The organism is Candidatus Jidaibacter acanthamoeba (assembly GCF_000815465.1).
Taxonomy (GTDB): domain Bacteria; phylum Pseudomonadota; class Alphaproteobacteria; order Rickettsiales; family Midichloriaceae; genus Jidaibacter; species Jidaibacter acanthamoebae.
This window is the reverse complement of sequence record NZ_JSWE01000055.1, coordinates 1-19957: the sequence shown is the minus strand read 5'-3', so window position 1 is coordinate 19957 and position 19957 is coordinate 1. Positions and strand designations below refer to the sequence as shown.

General features: G+C 31.3%; 19 protein-coding genes. 3 read left to right on the top strand and 16 right to left on the bottom strand.

Annotation, left to right across the window (positions count from 1 at the left end; genetic code table 11):
- Window positions 1-121 precede the first annotated feature (121 nt).
- The 9 genes from NF27_RS01295 to NF27_RS01260 form a co-directional block, all read right to left on the bottom strand.
- Complete coding sequence (locus NF27_RS01295; protein ID WP_053332471.1) at window positions 122-427, bottom strand: hypothetical protein; 306 nt, start codon at window positions 425-427, stop codon at window positions 122-124.
- Window positions 428-712: 285 nt separating this feature from the next.
- A complete protein-coding gene (locus NF27_RS01290) occupies window positions 713-4408 on the bottom strand; it encodes a tetratricopeptide repeat protein (RefSeq protein ID WP_039454983.1) in 3696 nt (1231 codons plus the stop codon).
- Window positions 4409-4661: 253 nt separating this feature from the next.
- The gene (locus tag NF27_RS01285; protein WP_039454981.1) at window positions 4662-6035 is read right to left on the bottom strand and encodes a hypothetical protein; all 1374 of its coding nucleotides are present in this window, start codon (window positions 6033-6035) and stop codon (window positions 4662-4664) included.
- 148 nt (window positions 6036-6183) lie between these two features.
- Window positions 6184-6483 carry an HU family DNA-binding protein gene (locus tag NF27_RS01280; RefSeq protein WP_039454980.1) on the bottom strand — a complete coding sequence of 100 codons (300 nt, stop codon included), beginning with the start codon at window positions 6481-6483 and terminating at the stop codon, window positions 6184-6186.
- 318 nt (window positions 6484-6801) lie between these two features.
- Window positions 6802-10899: a DEAD/DEAH box helicase gene (locus tag NF27_RS01275; protein WP_053332470.1), complete on the bottom strand. Its 4098-nt coding sequence runs from the start codon at window positions 10897-10899 to the stop codon at window positions 6802-6804.
- A gap of 219 nt (window positions 10900-11118) precedes the next feature.
- Window positions 11119-11250, bottom strand: coding sequence for a hypothetical protein (locus NF27_RS13115; protein ID WP_275574602.1), 132 nt, complete (start codon window positions 11248-11250; stop codon window positions 11119-11121).
- A 299-nt stretch (window positions 11251-11549) separates the two neighbouring features.
- Window positions 11550-11840, bottom strand: a complete 291-nt coding sequence (locus NF27_RS01270; RefSeq protein ID WP_039454977.1) for an HU family DNA-binding protein — start codon at window positions 11838-11840, stop codon at window positions 11550-11552.
- Between the two features lie 239 nt (window positions 11841-12079).
- Window positions 12080-12361, bottom strand: a complete 282-nt coding sequence (locus tag NF27_RS01265; RefSeq protein ID WP_084212742.1) for a hypothetical protein — start codon at window positions 12359-12361, stop codon at window positions 12080-12082.
- Complete coding sequence (locus tag NF27_RS01260; protein ID WP_204367849.1) at window positions 12351-12806, bottom strand: type II toxin-antitoxin system RelE/ParE family toxin; 456 nt, start codon at window positions 12804-12806, stop codon at window positions 12351-12353. The genes NF27_RS01265 and NF27_RS01260 overlap by 11 nt, the downstream gene beginning before the upstream one ends.
- A gap of 335 nt (window positions 12807-13141) precedes the next feature.
- On the opposite strand from NF27_RS01260, the gene NF27_RS01255 reads away from it, so the two are divergent.
- Window positions 13142-13456, top strand: a complete 315-nt coding sequence (locus NF27_RS01255) for a DMT family transporter (RefSeq protein ID WP_039454973.1) — start codon at window positions 13142-13144, stop codon at window positions 13454-13456.
- Window positions 13457-13653: 197 nt separating this feature from the next.
- Here NF27_RS01255 and NF27_RS01250 read toward each other — a convergent pair whose 3' ends face one another.
- The 5 genes from NF27_RS01250 to recD2 all read right to left on the bottom strand — a co-directional run bounded on the left by NF27_RS01250 (window position 13654) and on the right by recD2 (window position 17057).
- Window positions 13654-13902, bottom strand: a complete 249-nt coding sequence (locus NF27_RS01250) for a type II toxin-antitoxin system HicB family antitoxin (protein WP_053332469.1) — start codon at window positions 13900-13902, stop codon at window positions 13654-13656.
- A complete protein-coding gene (locus tag NF27_RS01245; RefSeq protein ID WP_053332468.1) occupies window positions 13899-14081 on the bottom strand; it encodes a type II toxin-antitoxin system HicA family toxin in 183 nt (60 codons plus the stop codon). Before NF27_RS01245 ends, NF27_RS01250 begins: the two co-directional genes overlap by 4 nt.
- Window positions 14082-14109: 28 nt before the next feature.
- Window positions 14110-14481 carry a type II toxin-antitoxin system HicB family antitoxin gene (locus NF27_RS01240; protein WP_053332467.1) on the bottom strand — a complete coding sequence of 124 codons (372 nt, stop codon included), beginning with the start codon at window positions 14479-14481 and terminating at the stop codon, window positions 14110-14112.
- A complete protein-coding gene (locus NF27_RS01235) occupies window positions 14478-14732 on the bottom strand; it encodes a type II toxin-antitoxin system HicA family toxin (protein ID WP_039454986.1) in 255 nt (84 codons plus the stop codon). The genes NF27_RS01240 and NF27_RS01235 overlap by 4 nt, the downstream gene beginning before the upstream one ends.
- A gap of 120 nt (window positions 14733-14852) precedes the next feature.
- Complete coding sequence (recD2, locus tag NF27_RS01230) at window positions 14853-17057, bottom strand: SF1B family DNA helicase RecD2 (RefSeq protein WP_239647807.1); 2205 nt, start codon at window positions 17055-17057, stop codon at window positions 14853-14855.
- Window positions 17058-17173: 116 nt separating this feature from the next.
- Between recD2 and NF27_RS01225 the strand changes: the two genes are divergently transcribed.
- Window positions 17174-17845, top strand: coding sequence for an SOS response-associated peptidase (locus tag NF27_RS01225; protein ID WP_039454966.1), 672 nt, complete (start codon window positions 17174-17176; stop codon window positions 17843-17845).
- Window positions 17846-17897: 52 nt separating this feature from the next.
- Here the strand turns inward: NF27_RS01225 and NF27_RS12235 are convergent, their stop codons facing one another.
- Complete coding sequence (locus tag NF27_RS12235) at window positions 17898-18059, bottom strand: hypothetical protein (RefSeq protein ID WP_161791757.1); 162 nt, start codon at window positions 18057-18059, stop codon at window positions 17898-17900.
- Between the two features lie 219 nt (window positions 18060-18278).
- Window positions 18279-18995 (bottom strand): integrin alpha, encoded by a 717-nt coding sequence (locus tag NF27_RS01220; protein WP_039454963.1) that lies wholly within the window; start codon window positions 18993-18995, stop codon window positions 18279-18281.
- A 145-nt stretch (window positions 18996-19140) separates the two neighbouring features.
- On the opposite strand from NF27_RS01220, the gene NF27_RS01215 reads away from it, so the two are divergent.
- A partial coding sequence (locus NF27_RS01215) for an IS481 family transposase (protein WP_039454464.1) occupies window positions 19141-19957 on the top strand: 817 nt, incomplete at its 3' end.

The following is a 19957-nucleotide window of genomic DNA, read 5'->3' as shown; positions in this document are numbered from 1 at the left end:
TGAACTCCAATTAAAAGTTCGGATGCAGTAATAGCTGATATATACACTTCCCCGTAATCTTTAAATTGATCAAAATTTAATTTTTGTTTTTCAGAGGCAATTATAATGCAAGTATCTAACACTACTCCCATTTTACTTCTCTTGCTTGTATTTCTTTTCTAACAAGATTAATATCATTGATAAAATCTTCTACTTCTTCTTTATTTAATTGTGGTGCATTAGAAAAGAAGTTATTAAGTTCACTAGCTTGAAGATTAGAGGCATAATCGGAAGGAGTAATTCTAGCCATTATCGTTTTCCCTTTTTTAATTTCATAGGCCTGATGCCGGTAATATACTTTATTTATTATTTCTGAAAAAGACCTAGCTGCTTCACTTGCAGTAATAGTATTGATCTTATTTAATTCCATAACCATATTAAATCTCATATTTGAATTTCATATTTTCATATTATACAATTTTACATGCAATGTAAACATTGTTTTGGAATAAATATACCGAATAGGTCTATGATTATTATTTATATAGCCGTTAGATTAAGCCTAGACTTATACAGAATATTACAGCTAAATAGAATCAGCCAATACAATATTGTGCTTTGATTATTTTGCAGCAAGATATTTATTTCCCCTGATAGAATAATATTTAACAGGTAAGTAAATTATGACACATTTCAGTGAATATTCCCCACGACAGTACCAATATATATTATATCAAATTAACCTTGTAGAGGAGGATTCCTCCGCTAATTTTTTGTTGCTACTAACTATTTTATCAAATATTCCTTGATATATTCTACTTTGATATTTAAATCCTAGCTCTTTATAACTATCTATTAATAGTATTAATGGTACTTCAGCATCTTGTTGTTTGATCTTCATGACTTTCATAGCAAATTCCTTTAAAGCTTTTTCTGCTTTTTCTACTTCTTCATTTTTATTGTAAACTTTTATTAATAAGTAATAAGCTAAAATTTGTGACTCGATATTAATAATTTCATAATCATTCAATAATTGATTTAAAGGAGTAATTAACATCTTTTTTTCCAAGTGATTACAATGTATATATGCTTTTCCCTTAACTAACTTTAAGAATCTTTCTAATAAAATCTCTACCAACTCTAAGATTTCGGTAGAGTTAAAGTGTTTTAACAAACAATGCGCATGCTCAACATAAGCAGTACAATCGGTATCATTAATAATAGTTGCTGTTCTTAATCGTAATAAATTATTTGATATATGATATTGCTCACGTATAGCTTCATAAACTTTAGAGTTTATAAATTTAATGTCTTTACAAATTTGCCAGGCAAAGTGAGTAAAATTAAAAGCATTTTCAAATTTTCTAAGGTGCCTATATAATTTACCTAGGTTGCTTAAAGATATACATATATTGTTACTATTAGTTTCCGGGTGATTTAATGATATGGTCGAATCTATTATTCTATGAAAAAATGCTTCTTCATATTGCTTATTAATTTCATAAAGTATAGCTATATTATTATGTATTAAAGCTATATTAGGATGGATGGCATTATAAATTTTATAAGCGATAAATAAACTTTTATTATAGTATTTTAAAGCTTTGCTATAAGCTTCTAAATTTCTATAGGTGTCTGCTAAATTAATAAGTGACATTAATTTATCTGAATGGTCTTCCCTATATATTTGCTTCCTAATTTTATAACTTTCTTTATGATATCTTAGTGCTACTTTATAGTCATTCTGTGCTTCATGAACATTTCCAATATTATTTAGTATTAAAGCTAGAGTAGAATTAATGCCTTTATAAATTGATTGATTAACTACCAAGCTCTTATTTAAGTACTCCAGCGCTCTATTATATTTGCCTGAAGCAAGATATATAGCTCCAAGATTAACAAACTCTCTTGCAATATGTTCAGGTCTTTTATAGGAAAGACACCCTAAAACTTTAAAAGCGATTTTATGGTACATAATTGCTTTTTTGGGATCTTCTTTTTTTGCATAAATATTTGCTATATCATTTATTATAGTTGCAACTTTTGCGTGTATACTACCATGAAGATTTATTTGGTAGTTTAAAGCCTGAGAGTAATATTTAAGTGCTCTACTATATTGGGCTGTTTGTATATAGACCTCTCCTATGAAACATAATGATGTAATAAAATCTTCACTACCTTTTTGCGTATAGTTTTTAATTGCCTTATTTAAAGTAAATGCCTTCTCATATTTTCCGACTCTACAATATAAAGATGCAAGCTCTTTTACTATAAATAGCTCTTGTTTTTCACCATCATTTAGAGATTCTAGTTCCTTAATAGCATTATAATATTTTTGGAATCTTGTGTATACCCAGCTTTTTACTAAAGTAGGATAGCTTTTTAAATCTTTATCTATTTTTTGGGTTGAAGAATCCATTTTTCTAATAAAACCATTTAAGGCCAGTATTATAAAATAATAAATGAACAATATTCGTAAATCTTGACAGTAAAATACGTGCTTAGTTAAGTAGTTAATTTCTAATTCATTAAACTTTGTTTCATAATAGATTAATGCAGAGAAGTCTTCTATAGCGCCTTGATTATTGGAATAAGTTCTAAGCCTTAGTTCAGCTGCTATACTTAAGGCTAATTTTAATTTGTGCATATTCTTTAAGGTAATCTTAGAGCTATAATATAGGTTCTCAATTATTTCCCAACTGCTAATCCCTTTGCCATAAAAAATGTCACCTAAAGCTACTATGGTACGATCAGGAAACCTATAAATTTCTTTTTTTATATTTAATAAATATCCTTCTTTTTGAAAATCTAAAATTTCTGTATACGGGTCAAACTTAATATTATCTTCGATTAGTACTTCAAATGATAATTTTCTAATTACATCAGAATAGTTTTCTTCCAATTTTTTTCTGTACTGAATTACCAATTTATTATTATCAATAATAGTTATAATATGAATTAATGTTTGTATTAAATGTTTATCGTGCTCACACCATAGATTATCTTCAAAAAATTTTTTATAATCTGATACTGTACCAATTAATTCATAATCTTCATGATCTTTATATCCATTCCGGCCCAATGGTGTTTTACAAGCAAACCAGTGTGGTCCGTCGAAACTAAATCCAGAGTTGACCAGATTATCAAAAAACCAATCTTCTTCCCTTAACTCAAGTGATAATTTAAAATTATTTAGCTCTTTAACCCCTAGCATCCTGAGGGGTGACTCAGCAAAGTTAATAACTTTAATATGCATCAATATAGCTAGATTCCTAAAAAACTCTTTAGCACCTTGCTCATCTTCTTTTTTTAGTCCTTCTTCTATCAGGATTCCCCATTCTATGTCAGACCACGGTGTCATGGTACCAAGTGCCATAGATCCCATACCAAATATCGCATACTCTACTTCTCTTCTTTCCCCGGTATCTCGTACTTTTACCTTAGGCAACCCTCCTAAATCTTCTATACAGTCAGTTAATAACCTCTTGATTAACCCATGACCACCTATGAAGTATTCTCTTATTCCTCCGTATATTCTCTGTACTTCCTTTGCTCTCTTTTCTAATCCTTCTTCATCCAGTTCTTCTTCTCCTTCCTTTATCCCTAAATCTTCTATTTTCTTTAGTTCTTCTTTTATCCATTCCCGATGTTTCTCTAATCCCTCTTTATATTCTTCTATTTTCTCCAAACTTGATTTACCGCTATATCCTTCAGGTAGTCGTTTATCATTATTATATTGCTTTATAAACTCTTCTTCTACCAATCCTATTTTGTTCTCTACTACCTTCCTTAGTTCTTCTTTATCCATTCCATCAGGTAGCCTATCTATTATATTAAATATGTACTGATATATTCCTACTGCCTTAGGATAATCTAGCCTATCTCCACCTTTAAAATATATATCCCCTAACTTTAAAAACAGCTCATACTCCAGTTCATAATACTTACCTATATTTATAATATTATTACATAGCTGTAATCCTTTTTTAATTTCTTCTAAACTGGTCTCCATATCTCCTGCTTCATATGCCTTCCCAGCTTCTTTAATTATACTATTTACCTTGTATCTTATCTCATTCTTATTTAAATAAATTATATTATCTACAAATTTATCTTCTTCTACTTCCTCTGTTTTTATATTCTCTATTAGTACCCCTATTTCCTTTTTTTCTGGTACCATATTGGCATTGTTGCTTTCTCTCTTATAATCTTCTTTTTTTTTACCTTTAATTAATTTATAAACTATTTTTATTTTTGCCTCTATTTCCTCAAGTTCTTTTTTATGTTGTGCAAAATTTCCTTCTCGCTTTATTTCTTTTAATATGTTTAACTTAATATTTTCTAAGGTGCTTATCTGCTTTACATAGTCATCTATATTATTGGTTTGTATGGATATGTTATTAATATTAGAACTAGTATTTTGACGCATTTTTAAACTCTATGTCAAATAATCTACTTAAATCTTTGTTCTTCAAAATATTTTTCTACAACATCTATAATGATAATTTTAATGATAAAATTTTACTCATAGTTATACTCTTGCCTACTCAGAAGGGGGAACTTCATTATTTCCTAAATACAAAAAGTGTAAGTTACTTGAAAAATACACATATATTAATTAATCTTGTGTTTATTAAATTTTAATATTTCTATATGTACAAATGATTTATTGTTAATATTTATTATACTCTTTGGGTATACTCTTTATTTTTATAAATATCTGCAGTTAAGTTTGATTTACTATATTTCTCTCTAATTTCTATGCTTATATTATAATAAATCTCCGCAATATCATGCATACCTATACGGTCATATAATATACTACAGTTGTAATATTGATTAGCAAGTATAGAACTTGAAAGTAAATGACTATAAGTACATACTTTTATCGCTTCCCAAGTAAGATTAAGGTCTATTAAACTCTTAGCTTCAGGACTCTCTATAATTTTTATAATTTCTTCACTTAGCCTAATTGATTCTCTCTGCCTCTCAAGGCATTGCTTTCTTATTATATCTACTTTTTTTCTTTCTTCATAATGATCGGCAAAAACCTCGTATACTTTTGAGAAATTATCTTTAAATCTACTGGTTGACGCTGTAAGCATATATTTGTCATATATTAGCTTAATTTCTTCAAAAATATCTTCCTCTTGGCTTACTAGTTGCTTTACACTATTTATAAACTCTTTATCCGATTTTAAAGGTAAATTATTTCTATGGTTATAGTTATTTATAAAATACTCAATATTCCTTTTGAATATAGAGGCATACTTAAAATTGTTTAAATAATCCTCCATATATCTTGCTATTCCGTCCGCAATACCTCCACGGCTACCTTCTAATATTGTTGAGCCTACAGGAGTATTCTCAATAACCCTAATTAGACTATTTATAATCTCAAAATATGAAGCTCCTTTCTTAAACTCATTCATTTCATTAGCAGTATGTTCATTTGAAATATCAATCTCCAACCCTTCTTTACTTATCGGTTCCCAGCCGTATGTTTTAAAAATAAAGAGGTTTCGTTGAGGAAAGTTTCTATTTATAGCTTTGCCGTATATACCGATTACTTGCCCGATTTTTTGCACTGCCAATAATCTATGCTCTTGCGGGTGATGTATAAGATCTAAGGATACTTTATCTTCAGTGGAGATTTTCTTAATGTTAGGATGTAGGTTATTATTTTGTTTTTCAAATGAAAGATAAACACCTATATATTCTTTTTCTACTTCTTTAACTAATATCTTGGCTCTTTTAACGAAAGACCCAATAAACTCAACCAGCTGCTTTTTAATTACTGTTTTATTTTCATTAGAGATGATTACAACTTCTTCAAGACCTTTTATTCCTTTAATAATAGCCTTTAATCTATTTTTATCAAAGGCTAAGGTAGGATAATCAATATATATAAGTGCAATTTCAGCTCTACCTATTAAAGCAACAATATTAGATGTTGTGAAGTTATCCGTATACAGTCCTCCTATATCATAGTCAATTTCACAGTTAGGAGTAATCTTTGCACAATATCCTTGGGGTACAAATATTGTTTTATTCATTTAATGATTCCTTATTAGTTAATATATTTATAAAATGTTTTTTCTTCTACTTGACTACACTTTATACTTCATGTGGGTAGTTATATTCCCTTATCTCCTGACTACTTCTTCTATGTTACTTAGTTCTTTACTTTGTAGGTGCTATTTATTAATTATAAGTTTTATTAAACTTTTTAATAAGCTCTTTGCTTGTCCTAAAGCATAATGAGCCTTTATTACCAACTTCAATCTTTTGATCGGTTCTTGGGTTCTTTGCAAGCCTTGCAGTTCTTTTTTTTACTATCATAGAGCCAAGTCCTCGTAGTTCGACTCTGTCCCCACATACTAATGCTGTCGCCACCTCCTGAAAAAACATATCAACAACCTTTTCTATTTTACTTAATTGCATTTCTTTATTAAATTCTTTCAGCCATATGGCTATGTCTTTCTTAAATACAACTTTACTCATGAACTAATTTAACCTGCTTGCAACTGAATTAATAATAATACTAGCAAAGTATACCTTAAAACAAATTTATTAAAGTTAGAAATTAAAATACTTCATTAAATAAGAAATATATTACTTAAAATTACATTACATAGTAAGGTACTATCCAGAAATGCCAACAATACAGCAAAGCTATTTCTACATAAACTAAATAATAAAAACTACTTTACATAAGAAATCTTTAAAGCAGAATTATTGCTTAAATAATATAATATATACCAGTTAATATTTAGTTTGACGGCAATCTTCCAACTATAGTTATAACCTTACACTATCAACTTACCGTGTGATCCATTGTAACAACTCATCTTCATTTAAACTTGCACTTCTATCTGAACCACTTAACAAACTTAATGCCAACTCCCTTTTATTTTCATGCATCTTAATTATTTTTTCTTCTATCGTATCTTTCATCACCAACCTGTATACTGTCACACTATTCTTTTGCCCCATTCTATGTGCTCTATCAGATGCTTGATCTTCAACGGCAGGGTTCCACCAAGGATCAAGGTGTATCACATAATTTGCCGCTGTTAAGTTTAATCCGATGCCCCCCGCCTTTAAGCTAATTAAAAAGACCTCTCCTTCTCCTGATTGGAATGCTTCAACTCTTTTTTGTCTGAGATGCTTTACAACACTGCCGTCTAAGTATTGATAACTGATTTTATTTTGCTCCAACCTATTCTTTACTATTTTCAGATAGTCCACATATTGACTAAATATCAGTGCTCTATGCTTGTTTTCTCTTAATTCCTCTATTATCCTATCAAGCATCTCTAATTTACTATTCTTAAGCACTATTTTATCATTCACCAATGAGCTGGCGCAACATGCTCTCCTAAGTCTGGTAATCTCTGCCAGTATTCCGAACCTCTTCTTCACCGCACTCATATGCTCAAGGTTCTTTATCTTCTCTATTGCCTCTCTCCTCAATGCCTCATAAAGCCCTCTCTCTTCAATGTTAGGTTCTATGACTATGGTTTGTTCAGTTTTAGGCGGTAATTCCTCTAATACTTTCTCTTTTACTCTTCTCAATACAAATGGCTGAATTATTTTCTTTAATGTATCTCTAACCGTAGTGCTTTTTTCCTGTTCTATGGCCTTACAGTATTTTACCTGGAATGATTGTCTTGCCCCTAACATTCCGGGGTTTAAAAATTCAAATAAGTTCCATAATTCCTCAGTATGGTTTTCTACAGGTGTACCTGTTAATGCGATTCTATTCACAGCTTTCAACTCAGTAACTATCTTAAACCTTTGCGTATTAAAATTCTTAATTGCCTGTGCTTCATCCAACACTACAGTTTGCCATTCCTTTCTTATCAGTAATTCCCCTACCTGATAAAGTATTCCATAGCTGCAAATTAGCACATCCATTTTACCCAAAGCATTTATTTGCTCCTCTCTATCACCCCTAATATTCGAACAATTCAGCTTAGGTGCAAATTTCTTACATTCTTCCTTCCACATATAACAAACTGATGTAGGAGCTATTACTAAACATGCCCCAAATTCCGCTTGCTCCAGTAATACTGCAATCGTTTGTACAGTCTTTCCCAACCCCATATCATCTGCAAGACATCCGCCTAATCCCAGATAACTTAATCTTGATAACCAATTAAAACCTTCAACTTGATATGGTCTTAATTTTGCTTCCAATGTAGTAGGTACTTTTGGATCATACCTCTTACTACTTGCTATCCTTTCTATATGTTTTTTCCAAAATTCGTCTCCCTTAAAACTTTTTGCTTTATCTGCAAATTCATCTAACAGCGGAGAAGCAAGTCTATGTACCCTTTGCCCTTCTGAGTTAATCTTAGATCCGGCATTTAATTCTTGTATTCTTTTTAAAAATACTTCAGTTAATGCTATAAACTTTTTATCACTTATCTCAATAAAACGTCCTTTGGCTTTATTAAGCATTTGTAGCAAGCTTTGCATTTCTATTACTTGCCCTTCCTCAATTTCTATCTCTCCGGTAACGTCAAACCATTGGTTATTACCTTTTACTTCAAGCTTTAAATCCTCAAATGATATTTGCTTACCTATATCGAATGGTTTCCCTTGTGGCCATTTTATTACAATATTACTCAATCTCTTATAATTCCCAAGCTCATATAATATTTCCAGCGTTATCTCCGGGTCATTTATTTTCCATTCATAGTTATTATGAGCTTGCTTAGATAAAGTAGGACAATTATTTAGCAGCTCATCAACATTTCTTTTTTCTTGTGCAAAATCCCTTACTATTTGTTTATTCCCTATAATAATACTCTTATTCCCTTTACCGGGCTTATTATATCCCTCCCCAAACGGCTTAACTACTATATTAATTTTAGTCCAATCATCTATAGGTACCAACTGTACTATAATATTAGAACTAGCCGGTGCGGTATCAAACCCTAAGACATCTAACTCAGTCCTTACATTTATCTTAGATGCAGCTTTTTGTATTAAAGTTAATACCCGGTCTTTTGCAGCTTTGGGTATGTTCAATTCCTGCCCTATAATTTTTTCTATATCTAAAGCAGATTGCGGCATATCTGATACTTTATACTTATCTTCCGATTCTTTCCTTAATTTACCTATCCCGCTATGTTCAGATAACTTTATTTGGTAATTGCCTCCTATTTCTTTTACTATGAGTTCGGGAATACTTTTGCTTAACTCTACATGAACTCCTGTTATACCGTCAAATATCAAAGGATGCCCCGCTAATGCAATTAATGCCTCCCTCTCTTCTATATAATAGCTATAACTTCCGTAGTAATTCGGCTTTATTGCTTTTATTGCCTTTTTATCTTCTTCAGTTAAATATTCCACCTCTCCTTGATATAACCTTTTTAATGCGATAGCTTTACCTTTACTCCAGCTACCGTTGTCCTGCCTTCTTTGCTCCACAGGTTCTATTTTACTATGATATTGTTCTATATTTATTAACCATGCCAATCTCTTTTCTTGAATTTTCTTGCCACCTTCTTTTTCAAAATAATTTTCTAAGCCGTCAATGGCTCTCTCCCACTCAGACTTTATCTTCACTATCTTTGTAAAATCAACTTTATATGGATTATCGTCTCCCTCAACTTCCTTATAATGCAGACTTTCCGGTTGCCTACTTATACTTAATATAATGCCGGCATAGCCGGGCAATATTTCTTTGTATAGTGTATATTGCTTCCTACAATTTTCTTTTAGCTCCTCTATATTATAACTCGTCCAATATGCCACTAATACTGCTATTAATTCGTTATATATATTACCTTTATTTACTTTTAGTAAGTAACCTATTTCCACCTCTACTTTACTTATCTCTAAATTTATAAATCTTATTAAAGCTCCAAGTAGTAAATATGATAGTTCACCTTCTATAGTAAAATATTTTCCCGTTTCCGATAGCTTATTATACCAATCTTGTCTTATTTCTTTCAAATATCTTGCTTTAGTTGTATTATAGTATTGTAATATTTGCTTTGCATTACTTAAGCTATTTACATCGTTTATTTTTAACAATGCAAGTATGTGAAATATTCCGTATATTCCTGATAAGCTAATATTCCGCCTTGAATTTTCTTTTATAATTAGCTTAATTGATATATTAAAGTTTTCTAATGCCTGCTCCTGCTTATCTTGTAAAAAAGCAATAATACCTAATATTGCATAACATTTGCCGGGATTATCTACCATACTTCGAGCTATTGCTTCTAACTTATTTAACTCCCCCCTAAGTAAGAAGAATTTAAAAAATAACTCTTTGATATATTCAAATTTAATATCGTAAGCAATAAAATCTTCCTCGGATATATCCCCGATAATGGTTATATCTTGCTTAGCTAATGTTATTTTATTCAATATACAGTACATTTTAGATGCTATTATATACCCCTTGAGATACGGCAAAAGCTTAGACCACCAGTCACCAATCATCGGAATGCTCTCAAAACTTTCTTTGAGCTCTTTTATTATATTTTCTATATTATTGTTTAAGGCAAACCCGGTTATTGCCTCTCTAAATAACTCTATATCATTGAAATAAACCCCAATCCTTAATTTATCAACATCAGCAAGCCCTTCTCTAATAAAGCATTTCTTATTCTTCTCTCTCCATTCTCCGGTTGTAGCTTCAAGTGTTACATGCTCTAGAATTTCAGAATTGCACATTAAATTTTTTGTAAGTAACTTCTTTCCAACTAAACTATCCAGTATCGGGTTTATACTGTAATTGGTTACCTTCTTGCCTAAGAATAATTCTACATCCTTAGTATTTATCAATTTTAAAAAATCTGTTTTAGATATACTTTTACGACTTAAACTCTTTAGTTGCAGTATTCTCTTTTCTATATCGGGAAGTTTACTATATTCTTCTATTGATCTTTTCATGGCCTTTTGTTTATGATAGTAAAAAATTAAAGTATAGTGTAGTAAGAAAAGCCGTACATATAAAAATCAAGACTTATATCTATTTATCAGTACAATATTAGCAACTTAATTTGCTATACTTCTTCAAAAATGATTATGGTTTTCTTTTTAATCTTTGTGCCTAAATAAATTAGGCAAACTTTGTTAATATATTTACAAAATATATTAACAATTTTAATACTATATACTTAAATATCTTATAGAAATATAAAGTGATAAATAGGTGATTATCCAAGCTAATAATAAAATGGAAAGCTTTATAAACTCTTTGCTCATAACCATCCTCATTTCCTGCCAAACCATTTTAATCATTTTTTCCTCTTCTTATATTTGAGTTCTTCTGTGCTTACTAAACTCAATTCTAATAAGTTGCCTTTGTCAAAAGTAATTTTATTAATATCTGGCTATCAATCGTTACTTTATACTAATGTGTTATTTGAATTATAAAGAAAAACAGCAGCTTGAGTATTAAGCATTTTAATATAGAGGGTTTAAAGAATAATATTTCTATACCCTCGAATTTAACCTATTTTTTAAAAATAATTTAATTATATTAAAGACATTAGTTAAATTACTTTAAGTAAAATTTAACTGATGCCTAAAGTTTATAGTTACTTCTTTGAATTTTTCTTGTTTACTGCTTCTTTAAGCTGCTTACCTACCGCAAATTTAACTCTTTTACTGGCAGGGATTTTTATCTTTTCTCTCGTTTGCGGATTAATACCTTCTCTGGCTTTAATTTCAGATACTGAATATGTACCAAACCCTACCAGTTGTAAACTATCACCTTTTACTAATACCTCTTGTATTACTTCAAGCAATGCATCTAAATGCTTCTTGCTATCAACTTTTGTGGTATCAGTTTTTACAGATAATGCATTTATTAATTCTTCCTTGTTCATGTTCTCTCTCTAATTAATAATTATTTTTGTTACAAACCCCCTATAAGCGAGTGGTTGTGGACATAAGATATTGAGATAATTATATTTTATATGCAATGGTTTTTATCTGACTTTCTATGTATTCCCCAATATCCTTGGCAAAAAAGCTACAATTCAAAATATCTCATAACTAACTCTTAATTTATTTAATATCGTAATATACATCGCCTTATAAAACCACTTTCCTTATTATAATTTGCTCATGATTCATTTAGTTTATGTAAAGTTATTTCATTATTATTTTTATTTTTTAAAATAATTTCATATCCTAAACTTTCACTTAAACTTATAAAATTACTAAGCTTTACATCTTTCTGTTTGCCACTTCTTAAGCTTTGTATAAGACTAACTGCTAAATCATAATTTTTAGCTGGATTCTTAACAGATTTATGATCTTGCTCCCTTAATACATAAACTATCTCAGATAGTAAAAGAGCATTATATTCCTCATTAAAAAGGATAGAAAATTCTTTATCTTTCATTAACCTTAAATATGTACTGCTCATTAAGAATCTCTATCTTCCCTGTACTTTCTATATAACTTTTCATACATTCTAATGCTAGCTCTTTTTCCTTTATAGGTAATTTTTGCCCCTTATTGTAAAAAGCATTTGTTATAATTATTTTTTCTCCTCTATAAAAGAAACATAAAAATCTATTAGAAGGGAGGTTAAAAGCATATATTTTATTGCCTTCATAGTTAAACTTAGCATCATTAAATATTTTGCCGAAATCTCCTATAAATTTAGCTAGAGTTAGAAATTGTACTTGCTCTTTACATGCTAACTCTAAAAAATAGCTTAGAGCTTGGCTTTTCCCTTTTCCATCTAGATACCATTCAATTGTGTAGTAGAAACCAGTATATATTACATAATCTTTCATCTTATTATTAATATTATAAGTAGTTGCGCCATTCAAGTTTCGCATGCCAAATTGCAAATACGGAGTTATCCTTTATCAATATCTAACTTATTACATTATTTTATTATAAGTAATAGAAAATAGTTTTAAATGCCGGCACTTTAGTTATGTAAAATATTAGGTTTGAAGGTATAAAATTATAAATTATCTATGTTCTTTACTTGGATACTGGTTAGAGGATAAGTATTGTAAAAATCAAATATTAAAAACATTTTACTTTTGGTAATAAATTAAACAATGGATTAAAGTTGTATATGATGATAGGAATTAAGGTAAAGTACTTAAGTAAATGGTACTTTTGCAAATTAACAGATTATATGATTATTTAAAGGAATAGTTTCATGCCTTGGATGTTTTTAATATTGGCCGGTATAGCAGAAATTGCTTTTGCTATATGTTTGAAATTTTCTAATCAATTTACACGACCGATTCCTACTATCCTATTTATCCTGTTCGCTGCAATTAGTTTCTTTTTAATGACTAATGCTATGAAGACTATACCTATGGGGACAGTCTATGCAGTTTGGACAGGAATAGGAGCTGCAGGCACAATCATCTTAAGTATTTTATTCTTTAATGAACCACTAAGTATTGCAAGAGGAATATTTCTCTTACTATTGCTTGTTTCAATTGTAGGATTAAAGTTAAGTGAGTAATAATCCTTATTTTTATTTTTAAATATATTTTTTATGATTATAAAAATATGCTTTAAGACCAGTGTTAATTAATTCTTCCGTGCACTCATTTAGACTTTTATTTGCTTATTTGCTAATACATTTAATTTTCTATGCAACAAATACTTGATCAGTAGCATTGAGAATGTTGGTTCCAGAGTCTTTTTTTACTATTCATTTTATCTTGTAACCCTAAAATTAAAGCTACCTTTAAAAGGCACATCAGGTTTCTTGTTTAGTATCTTACGGTCTTCCATGTAACTATCCACAGCTTCATAAAATGCATTAATAAGTTCTTCTGCATTATATGCTTCATAGTTCACAAGGTCCCTAATAAACTCTATTTTTCCGTAAAAGATTTTTTCTTCGGTATTAAAATGTACTGAGCCATAGTAGTTCTTATATTCCATCAAATCTGTTTTTCTCATATCCAGCCCTTCCGGGTTAGTATTTCAATTACTTGCTCTAATGCATACTTCTTTAATATGGGTTGAGGGTGGGGTTTATGTAAATTTATAATTCTATTATTTTCCTTATGATAAAATTTTCTTCTTGAACCGCCGGTTTTTCCTATTGATAATTCTTCAAAACCCAAACCATAAAGCAATAATAGTCAGTTCATCCTATTTTTATTGTTAAATATACTCATTATGACTATTCAAATACGTTTTGAGACCAGAAGCAATTAATTCTTCAGTACACTCGTTTAGGCTTTTATTTTGTTTTTTTGCTAATACTGTTAGCTTCCTGTGTAGTGTAGGAGTTATCCTTAAATTAAACTTGCCTGAATATGGCCTGGCTAATTCAATACCTTCTTTTTCAGCAACCTCAATATAAGTATCCAATACATCTCGGAAAGCTTGTTTAGCTTCATCAAGAGTTTTGCCATGGAAAGAAATTATATCAGTAGTATTAATTACTTTCCCAACAATAATATTATCTTCCAGGTCTAATGATAACTCTGCAATATAATCCCTATATTCCAATATATTTTTACTCTTTTTCATAATTTTACCCCTAGTATAGTTAAAAATTTTCTTAAGTCATCAACTTGATACTTCTTTGCTTCTTTCTGAGGATGAGGCCTATGGAACGGAAATATTGTACCTTTATAAATAAATACCCCAGCCGAACCTTTTCCTTCTCTTATTTCCGCTCCTAAACTCAACATTAGTTTTTCTATTTCCACCCAAACAATATTTGACCTGGTTGGTTTTGAGAATATCGCTTCTAATGTCTTTTTTTGCTTACTATTCACTTTATCTTCCACTATACAGTACCATTATATAGTACTATATATAGATTATCAAGGGCTATTCGAAAAAAATGCTTATATGACCCTTTAAACACTATCTTTTAATACAACTTTCACTAAGTTTCATAGGTTCTCTAATAGCTCTTTAAGCTTGGTATATCGATGTACATTAACTTTTGATCTTACTGCTATCGCAACTGCTTTCTTTTGTCCTATTACGATAACTAACTTCTTGCCTCTGGTAATACCCGTATAAAGCAGGTTCTTTTGTAACATGGCATAATGTTGCATGGTAAGCGGGATAATTACTACAGGGTACTCAGACCCTTGGGATTTATGTATGGTAACTGCATAGGCAAGTACTATTTCATCTAGTTCATTAAAATCATACCTTATATCTTTCTCATCATAAGTAATAACCAGCTCCTGTTCTTCAAAGTCTATTTCCTTAACCTTTCCTATATCTCCATTATATACTTCCTTGTCATAATTATTCTCTATCTGCATAACCTTATCCCCTACTGCATATCTATGACCGTACTTTTGTATACTCTTTTCTATACTGTTATTTAATGCTTGTTGCAAAGATATATTAAGTGATACTGCTCCACATCCTCCCCTCTGCATCGGACAAAGTACTTGTATGTCTTCTATCGGATTAAAGTTAAATTTCTTAGGTATTCTTTCTTTTACCAACTGTATTATTTTACTAACTATTTCTTCAGGAGCTTGGGTCTCAATAAAGTAAAAATCAGTGCTTTCTTTTGAGGTTTTAAGATTAGGCATCATACCTTGGTTTATCTTATGGGCATTAGTTATAATATCACTATCTTGTGCTTGTCTAAATATTTGGGTGAGTCTTACTACATTAAATACTTGAGAATCTATTATACTCTTTAATACTTGCCCTGGTCCAACCGATGGCAGTTGGTCTACGTCCCCTACAATCATTAACCCTGCTTCTTGCGGCAATGCTTTTAAAATATGGTTCATAAGCGGTATATCTACCATTGAGCTTTCATCTATGACTAATGCGTCGCACTTTAGTAAATTATCTTGGTTATATTTGAACCCGCCAACTTTTGGGTCAAACTTAAGTAGCCTATGTACTGTGAAAGCCTCAAGCCCCGTAGTTTCAGATAATCTCTTTGCAGCTCTTCCGGTTGGAGCACAAAGTAGTATTCTATATTTTCTAGCCTTAAGTATCTTTATTATTGAGTTAAGTAAGGTTGTCTTACCCGTACCCGGTCCTCCTGTAATAACAGTTACCTTTGAACTTATTACTTTCCTAATTGCTTCTTTTTGATTCTCTGCTAATTCAATACTTAACTTTGACTCTACCCACTCTATTGCTTTATCATCTTCTATGTCATTCCATATGGGTAAATCATGAGCCAATGCTTTAAGCTTAAATGCTATGTTCTTTTCATACTGCGCATAAGCTCCTAAAAATATAACTACCTCTTCTGCAATAGTATCTTCTATTATATATTCCTCTGCCAGTTCCAGGCTTAATCCTTCCATTAGTATATCTTGCGGTATAATAAGTAACTCCTCGGCTCTTTTGAGTAGTAGACTCCGAGGCAACCCGCAATGCCCTTCTGATAAAGCCTCAGTCAGTATATAGTTTAAACCAGCTCTTGCTCTGATCATAGAATGCTCTGTTATTCCTAAGTTCTTTGCAATTCTGTCTGCAGTTATAAATCCTATTCCCGATATATCTCTAGCTAACCTATAAGGATTTTCACTCACTACCTCAATTGCATCTTCACCATAAGTCTTATATATACGGGTAGATCTTGAGGTACTAACCCCGTGTGATTGCAAAAATACCATTATTTCTCTTACAACCTTCTGCTCAGCCCAGTTGGATATAATCTTTTTCGCTCTTATCTTTCCTATTCCTTCTACTCTACTAAGCAAAGAAGGTGAGCTCTCTATTACCTCAAATACCTTCTCACCAAATGTACCAACTAATCTTTTCGCAAAGTGAGGACCTATACCCTTAATTAATCCTGAACCTAAATACTTTTCTATCCCTTCTAATGTATTAGGCGGAAGAGCTTTGATGAACTCAGCTTTAAACTGCAAGCCATGCTTACTATCATTGATCCAATATCCCTTAGCATGTATATACTCTCCAACACAGATACTCGGCAGACTCCCTGTAACAGTAACAAGATCCTTTCTCTTTGCTACTTTTACTCTCAGTACCGCAAATCCACTCTCTTCACTATGAAAGGTTATGCGCTCTACCAGTCCTGAGCAGTATTCTAATTCCCGTGTTGGTTTATTACTTGTGTCCAATATTACATATATAGATAACAACTATCCTTAATTATTATCTATTTTCTTTTTAAATTAATACTATTTATTTACTAGGCTAAGTTATAAGTTTTCAATACAAAATAATGTAATAACCATTTATAAAATAGAGGTAGCAAATGTGCGGAAGATTTGTTCAGGCTTTTTCAGCAGAAGATTTACAGGATAAGTATAAAACTAGTAATCAGGTTACTATTAAACCTAATTATAATGTCTCCCCTCATACTAATATTATTACTATTCTAAGATCTCAGGAAGCCGATCAATTAGAAATACAGCCAATGTCATGGGGGCTAGTTCCGTTTTGGAGTAATAACCCCAAAATAGGAAGTAAGCTTATAAATGCCAGAGCTGAAACTATTAATGATAAGCCTGCCTTTAAAATAAGCTTTAAATCAAAACGCTGCATTATACCTGCTAGCGGATTCTATGAATGGCAGGATGAAACCCGCCAGCCTTACTTTATTAAACCTAAGGGTGGAAAGAATGATATCTTTTCTTTTGCAGGTATTTGGGATAAGTGGCAAGATCAGGAAGGTAATACCCTAATAACCTGTGCTATTATTACTAAAGATGCTAACCTCACGTTAAAGTTTATCCATAGCAGAATGCCCGTCATTATACCTGATCAGGAAATTAAAAACTGGTTAAATCCTGATGCTACTCCAGAAAGTTTAAATGATGATTTGCATACCATTCAAGATGCCCAAGTAGAATATTGGGAAGTAGATCGTAAGGTTAATAATCCTATTAATAATGAGCCGGGGCTAATCCGGAAAAAAGCTTATTAATACTTACTTAGAAGCTTTAGTATTAGAAACACTTGAATCACTGCTAATAAAGTTAATTATCATGCTTTAAACTACTATCCGAATTGGAGTTAATAATATAATTAAACAAGCTTTCAATAAAATCATCATGACTGTTTAACTCATTTGAAGAATTATCAATCAGCTCAGTATTATTGTTATCATTAGCCGGGATAAAAACCTTTATATCTTCCATAAACATAACTAACACTCAGATTGTTTTAAATGAATTATATCATACAAGCAGGAAAGTTGCTTTTATTATTTACTAAACCTTATAAAAAGCATTTTATAATACTTACCCGGCTATAAAACACCTTTTATTCTATACATCAGGCTTTATATCCTTCCTTTGTCGAATTTTCTTCGCAAACCCTTAACTGTTTTCTGTGTGATGCTCTTTACACCATATGCATTACATGTAACATGATTCTTCACTAACAAATAAATAGTCTTCTATAACCATGCTACTAAATAAATATGCACTAGTTGCTATATCCATAGCCGCCTTATAAGGTGTTAATATAATCGGATTAGGGATAAGCGAATTAGCTTCGGAATGGCTCGCGGGAGAAGAGCTTGGTGAAACAGTACCGGAAGGTGTAGCAACCGGGGAAGGAGTGTTGATCGGTATTACACTTTTGTCCGGAAGTGAACTCGGGCTTGATGTAACGCTTGGATCTGGGCTTACTGAGGAAGTCGGGCTCGGGCTTGTCGAAACACTAGGAGTTGGAGTTCTTGAAGGAGTCGGGCTCGGACTTGAGATTTCTATGTTCGATCCGAACACCACATAAGCTACGTTTGTGGAACCATGATCAGTACCTATCATAAAATCTTTAATTCCGTCTCCGTTTATATCTCCTGCTTTACTAACCGAATTACCCGCGGAAGCAAATGATTGTTTTCCAAGACATTTAAAACCTAAAGTTCCGTTAAGAGCAGGCAAATCAATAGCAAAGGAGGAAGGAGTTTTACTTCCATATACTACATAACCTGTTCCGATATTCGAGTTAGTGCTGGGAGCGCCAAAAATTATATCATCAAATCCGTCATCGTTAATATCGCCCGCTCCGCTACATGAACTTATACTGCTGTCAATTGATCCTCCAACTTTAAACCCTGTGTGATTCATATAGAACATTACCACTCAGATGTCAGCAGAAGTTGTGACTTTTAGTAAATAGATGAGTATATAAAGGTAAGAAATAAACCTTTTTACAGTGTTACTTTAGGTTGTTAGGATATCTGTATGTGGTAATAACTATTCAAATTGGAAAATGGATACCAAAGTAAAAAACCGTCTTAAATGGATCAAACTATATGAAGAACTAGGGGATGCGAAGGAAGTATGCCAGCACTTTGGGATTTCAAGGTTTACGCTAAGAAAATGGAGTAAACGCTATAAAGAAAGAGGGATGGAAGGGTTGAAAAATATAAGTACTAGGCCTAAAAATTCGCCATTACAAAAGAGGGATGAGATAAACGAAGAAATTATTCTTACTTTAAGGAAAGAAAGGAAGTTAGGAGTAAGAAGGATACAAAGTGAGTTAAAACGATTGCATGAAATATCATTATCTGTAGCTACTATACACAAAGTCTTAAAGAAGCATGAAGTAGGTTACCTACAACTAAAACGTCATTATCGTAAACAAGTTAAGCGATATAATTGTAAAATACCCGGAGAACGGGTGCAGATGGATGTTTGTAAAATAGCTCAAGGGGTTTACCAGTATACAGCGATTGATGATTGTACAAGATATAAAATATTAGGAATATATAAAAGGCGTACGTCCTTAAATACTGTTAACTTTTTAGAGTGTGTAATAAAGCACATGCCATTTCCAATACAACGTATTCAAACAGATCGTGGGCAAGAGTTTTTTGCTTATTTAGTCCAGGATTACCTAAAAGAAAAAAAGATTAAATTTCGACCTATAAAAGCTTTCTCTCCACACTTAAATGGGAAGGTAGAGAGATCACAACGTACAGATTTAGATGAGTTTTATACAAGTATTAATCCTAATGCTAGTGATCTCCCAGATAAACTTAAAGTATGGGAAGAATATTATAATAAACAAAGATCACATAGCGCTT

What these genes read in the sequence shown, in the direction of transcription:
- NF27_RS01270 (WP_039454977.1), bottom strand. Translation starts at nt 11,840, where the DNA reads ATGAACAAGGAAGAATTAATAAATGCATTATCTGTAAAAACTGATACC.
- NF27_RS01285 (WP_039454981.1), bottom strand. Translation starts at nt 6,035, where the DNA reads ATGAATAAAACAATATTTGTACCCCAAGGATATTGTGCAAAGATTACT.
- NF27_RS01275 (WP_053332470.1), bottom strand. Translation starts at nt 10,899, where the DNA reads ATGAAAAGATCAATAGAAGAATATAGTAAACTTCCCGATATAGAAAAG.
- NF27_RS01295 (WP_053332471.1), bottom strand. Translation starts at nt 427, where the DNA reads ATGAGATTTAATATGGTTATGGAATTAAATAAGATCAATACTATTACT.
- NF27_RS01265 (WP_084212742.1), bottom strand. Translation starts at nt 12,361, where the DNA reads ATGAAAGATAAAGAATTTTCTATCCTTTTTAATGAGGAATATAATGCT.
- NF27_RS01280 (WP_039454980.1), bottom strand. Translation starts at nt 6,483, where the DNA reads ATGAGTAAAGTTGTATTTAAGAAAGACATAGCCATATGGCTGAAAGAA.
- NF27_RS01240 (WP_053332467.1), bottom strand. Translation starts at nt 14,481, where the DNA reads ATGAAAAAGAGTAAAAATATATTGGAATATAGGGATTATATTGCAGAG.
- NF27_RS01220 (WP_039454963.1), bottom strand. Translation starts at nt 18,995, where the DNA reads ATGAATCACACAGGGTTTAAAGTTGGAGGATCAATTGACAGCAGTATA.
- NF27_RS01250 (WP_053332469.1), bottom strand. Translation starts at nt 13,902, where the DNA reads ATGAGAAAAACAGATTTGATGGAATATAAGAACTACTATGGCTCAGTA.
- NF27_RS01225 (WP_039454966.1), top strand. Translation starts at nt 17,174, where the DNA reads ATGTGCGGAAGATTTGTTCAGGCTTTTTCAGCAGAAGATTTACAGGAT.
- NF27_RS01290 (WP_039454983.1), bottom strand. Translation starts at nt 4,408, where the DNA reads ATGCGTCAAAATACTAGTTCTAATATTAATAACATATCCATACAAACC.
- NF27_RS12235 (WP_161791757.1), bottom strand. Translation starts at nt 18,059, where the DNA reads ATGGAAGATATAAAGGTTTTTATCCCGGCTAATGATAACAATAATACT.
- NF27_RS01260 (WP_204367849.1), bottom strand. Translation starts at nt 12,806, where the DNA reads ATGCGAAACTTGAATGGCGCAACTACTTATAATATTAATAATAAGATG.
- NF27_RS13115 (WP_275574602.1), bottom strand. Translation starts at nt 11,250, where the DNA reads ATGATTAAAATGGTTTGGCAGGAAATGAGGATGGTTATGAGCAAAGAG.
- NF27_RS01255 (WP_039454973.1), top strand. Translation starts at nt 13,142, where the DNA reads ATGCCTTGGATGTTTTTAATATTGGCCGGTATAGCAGAAATTGCTTTT.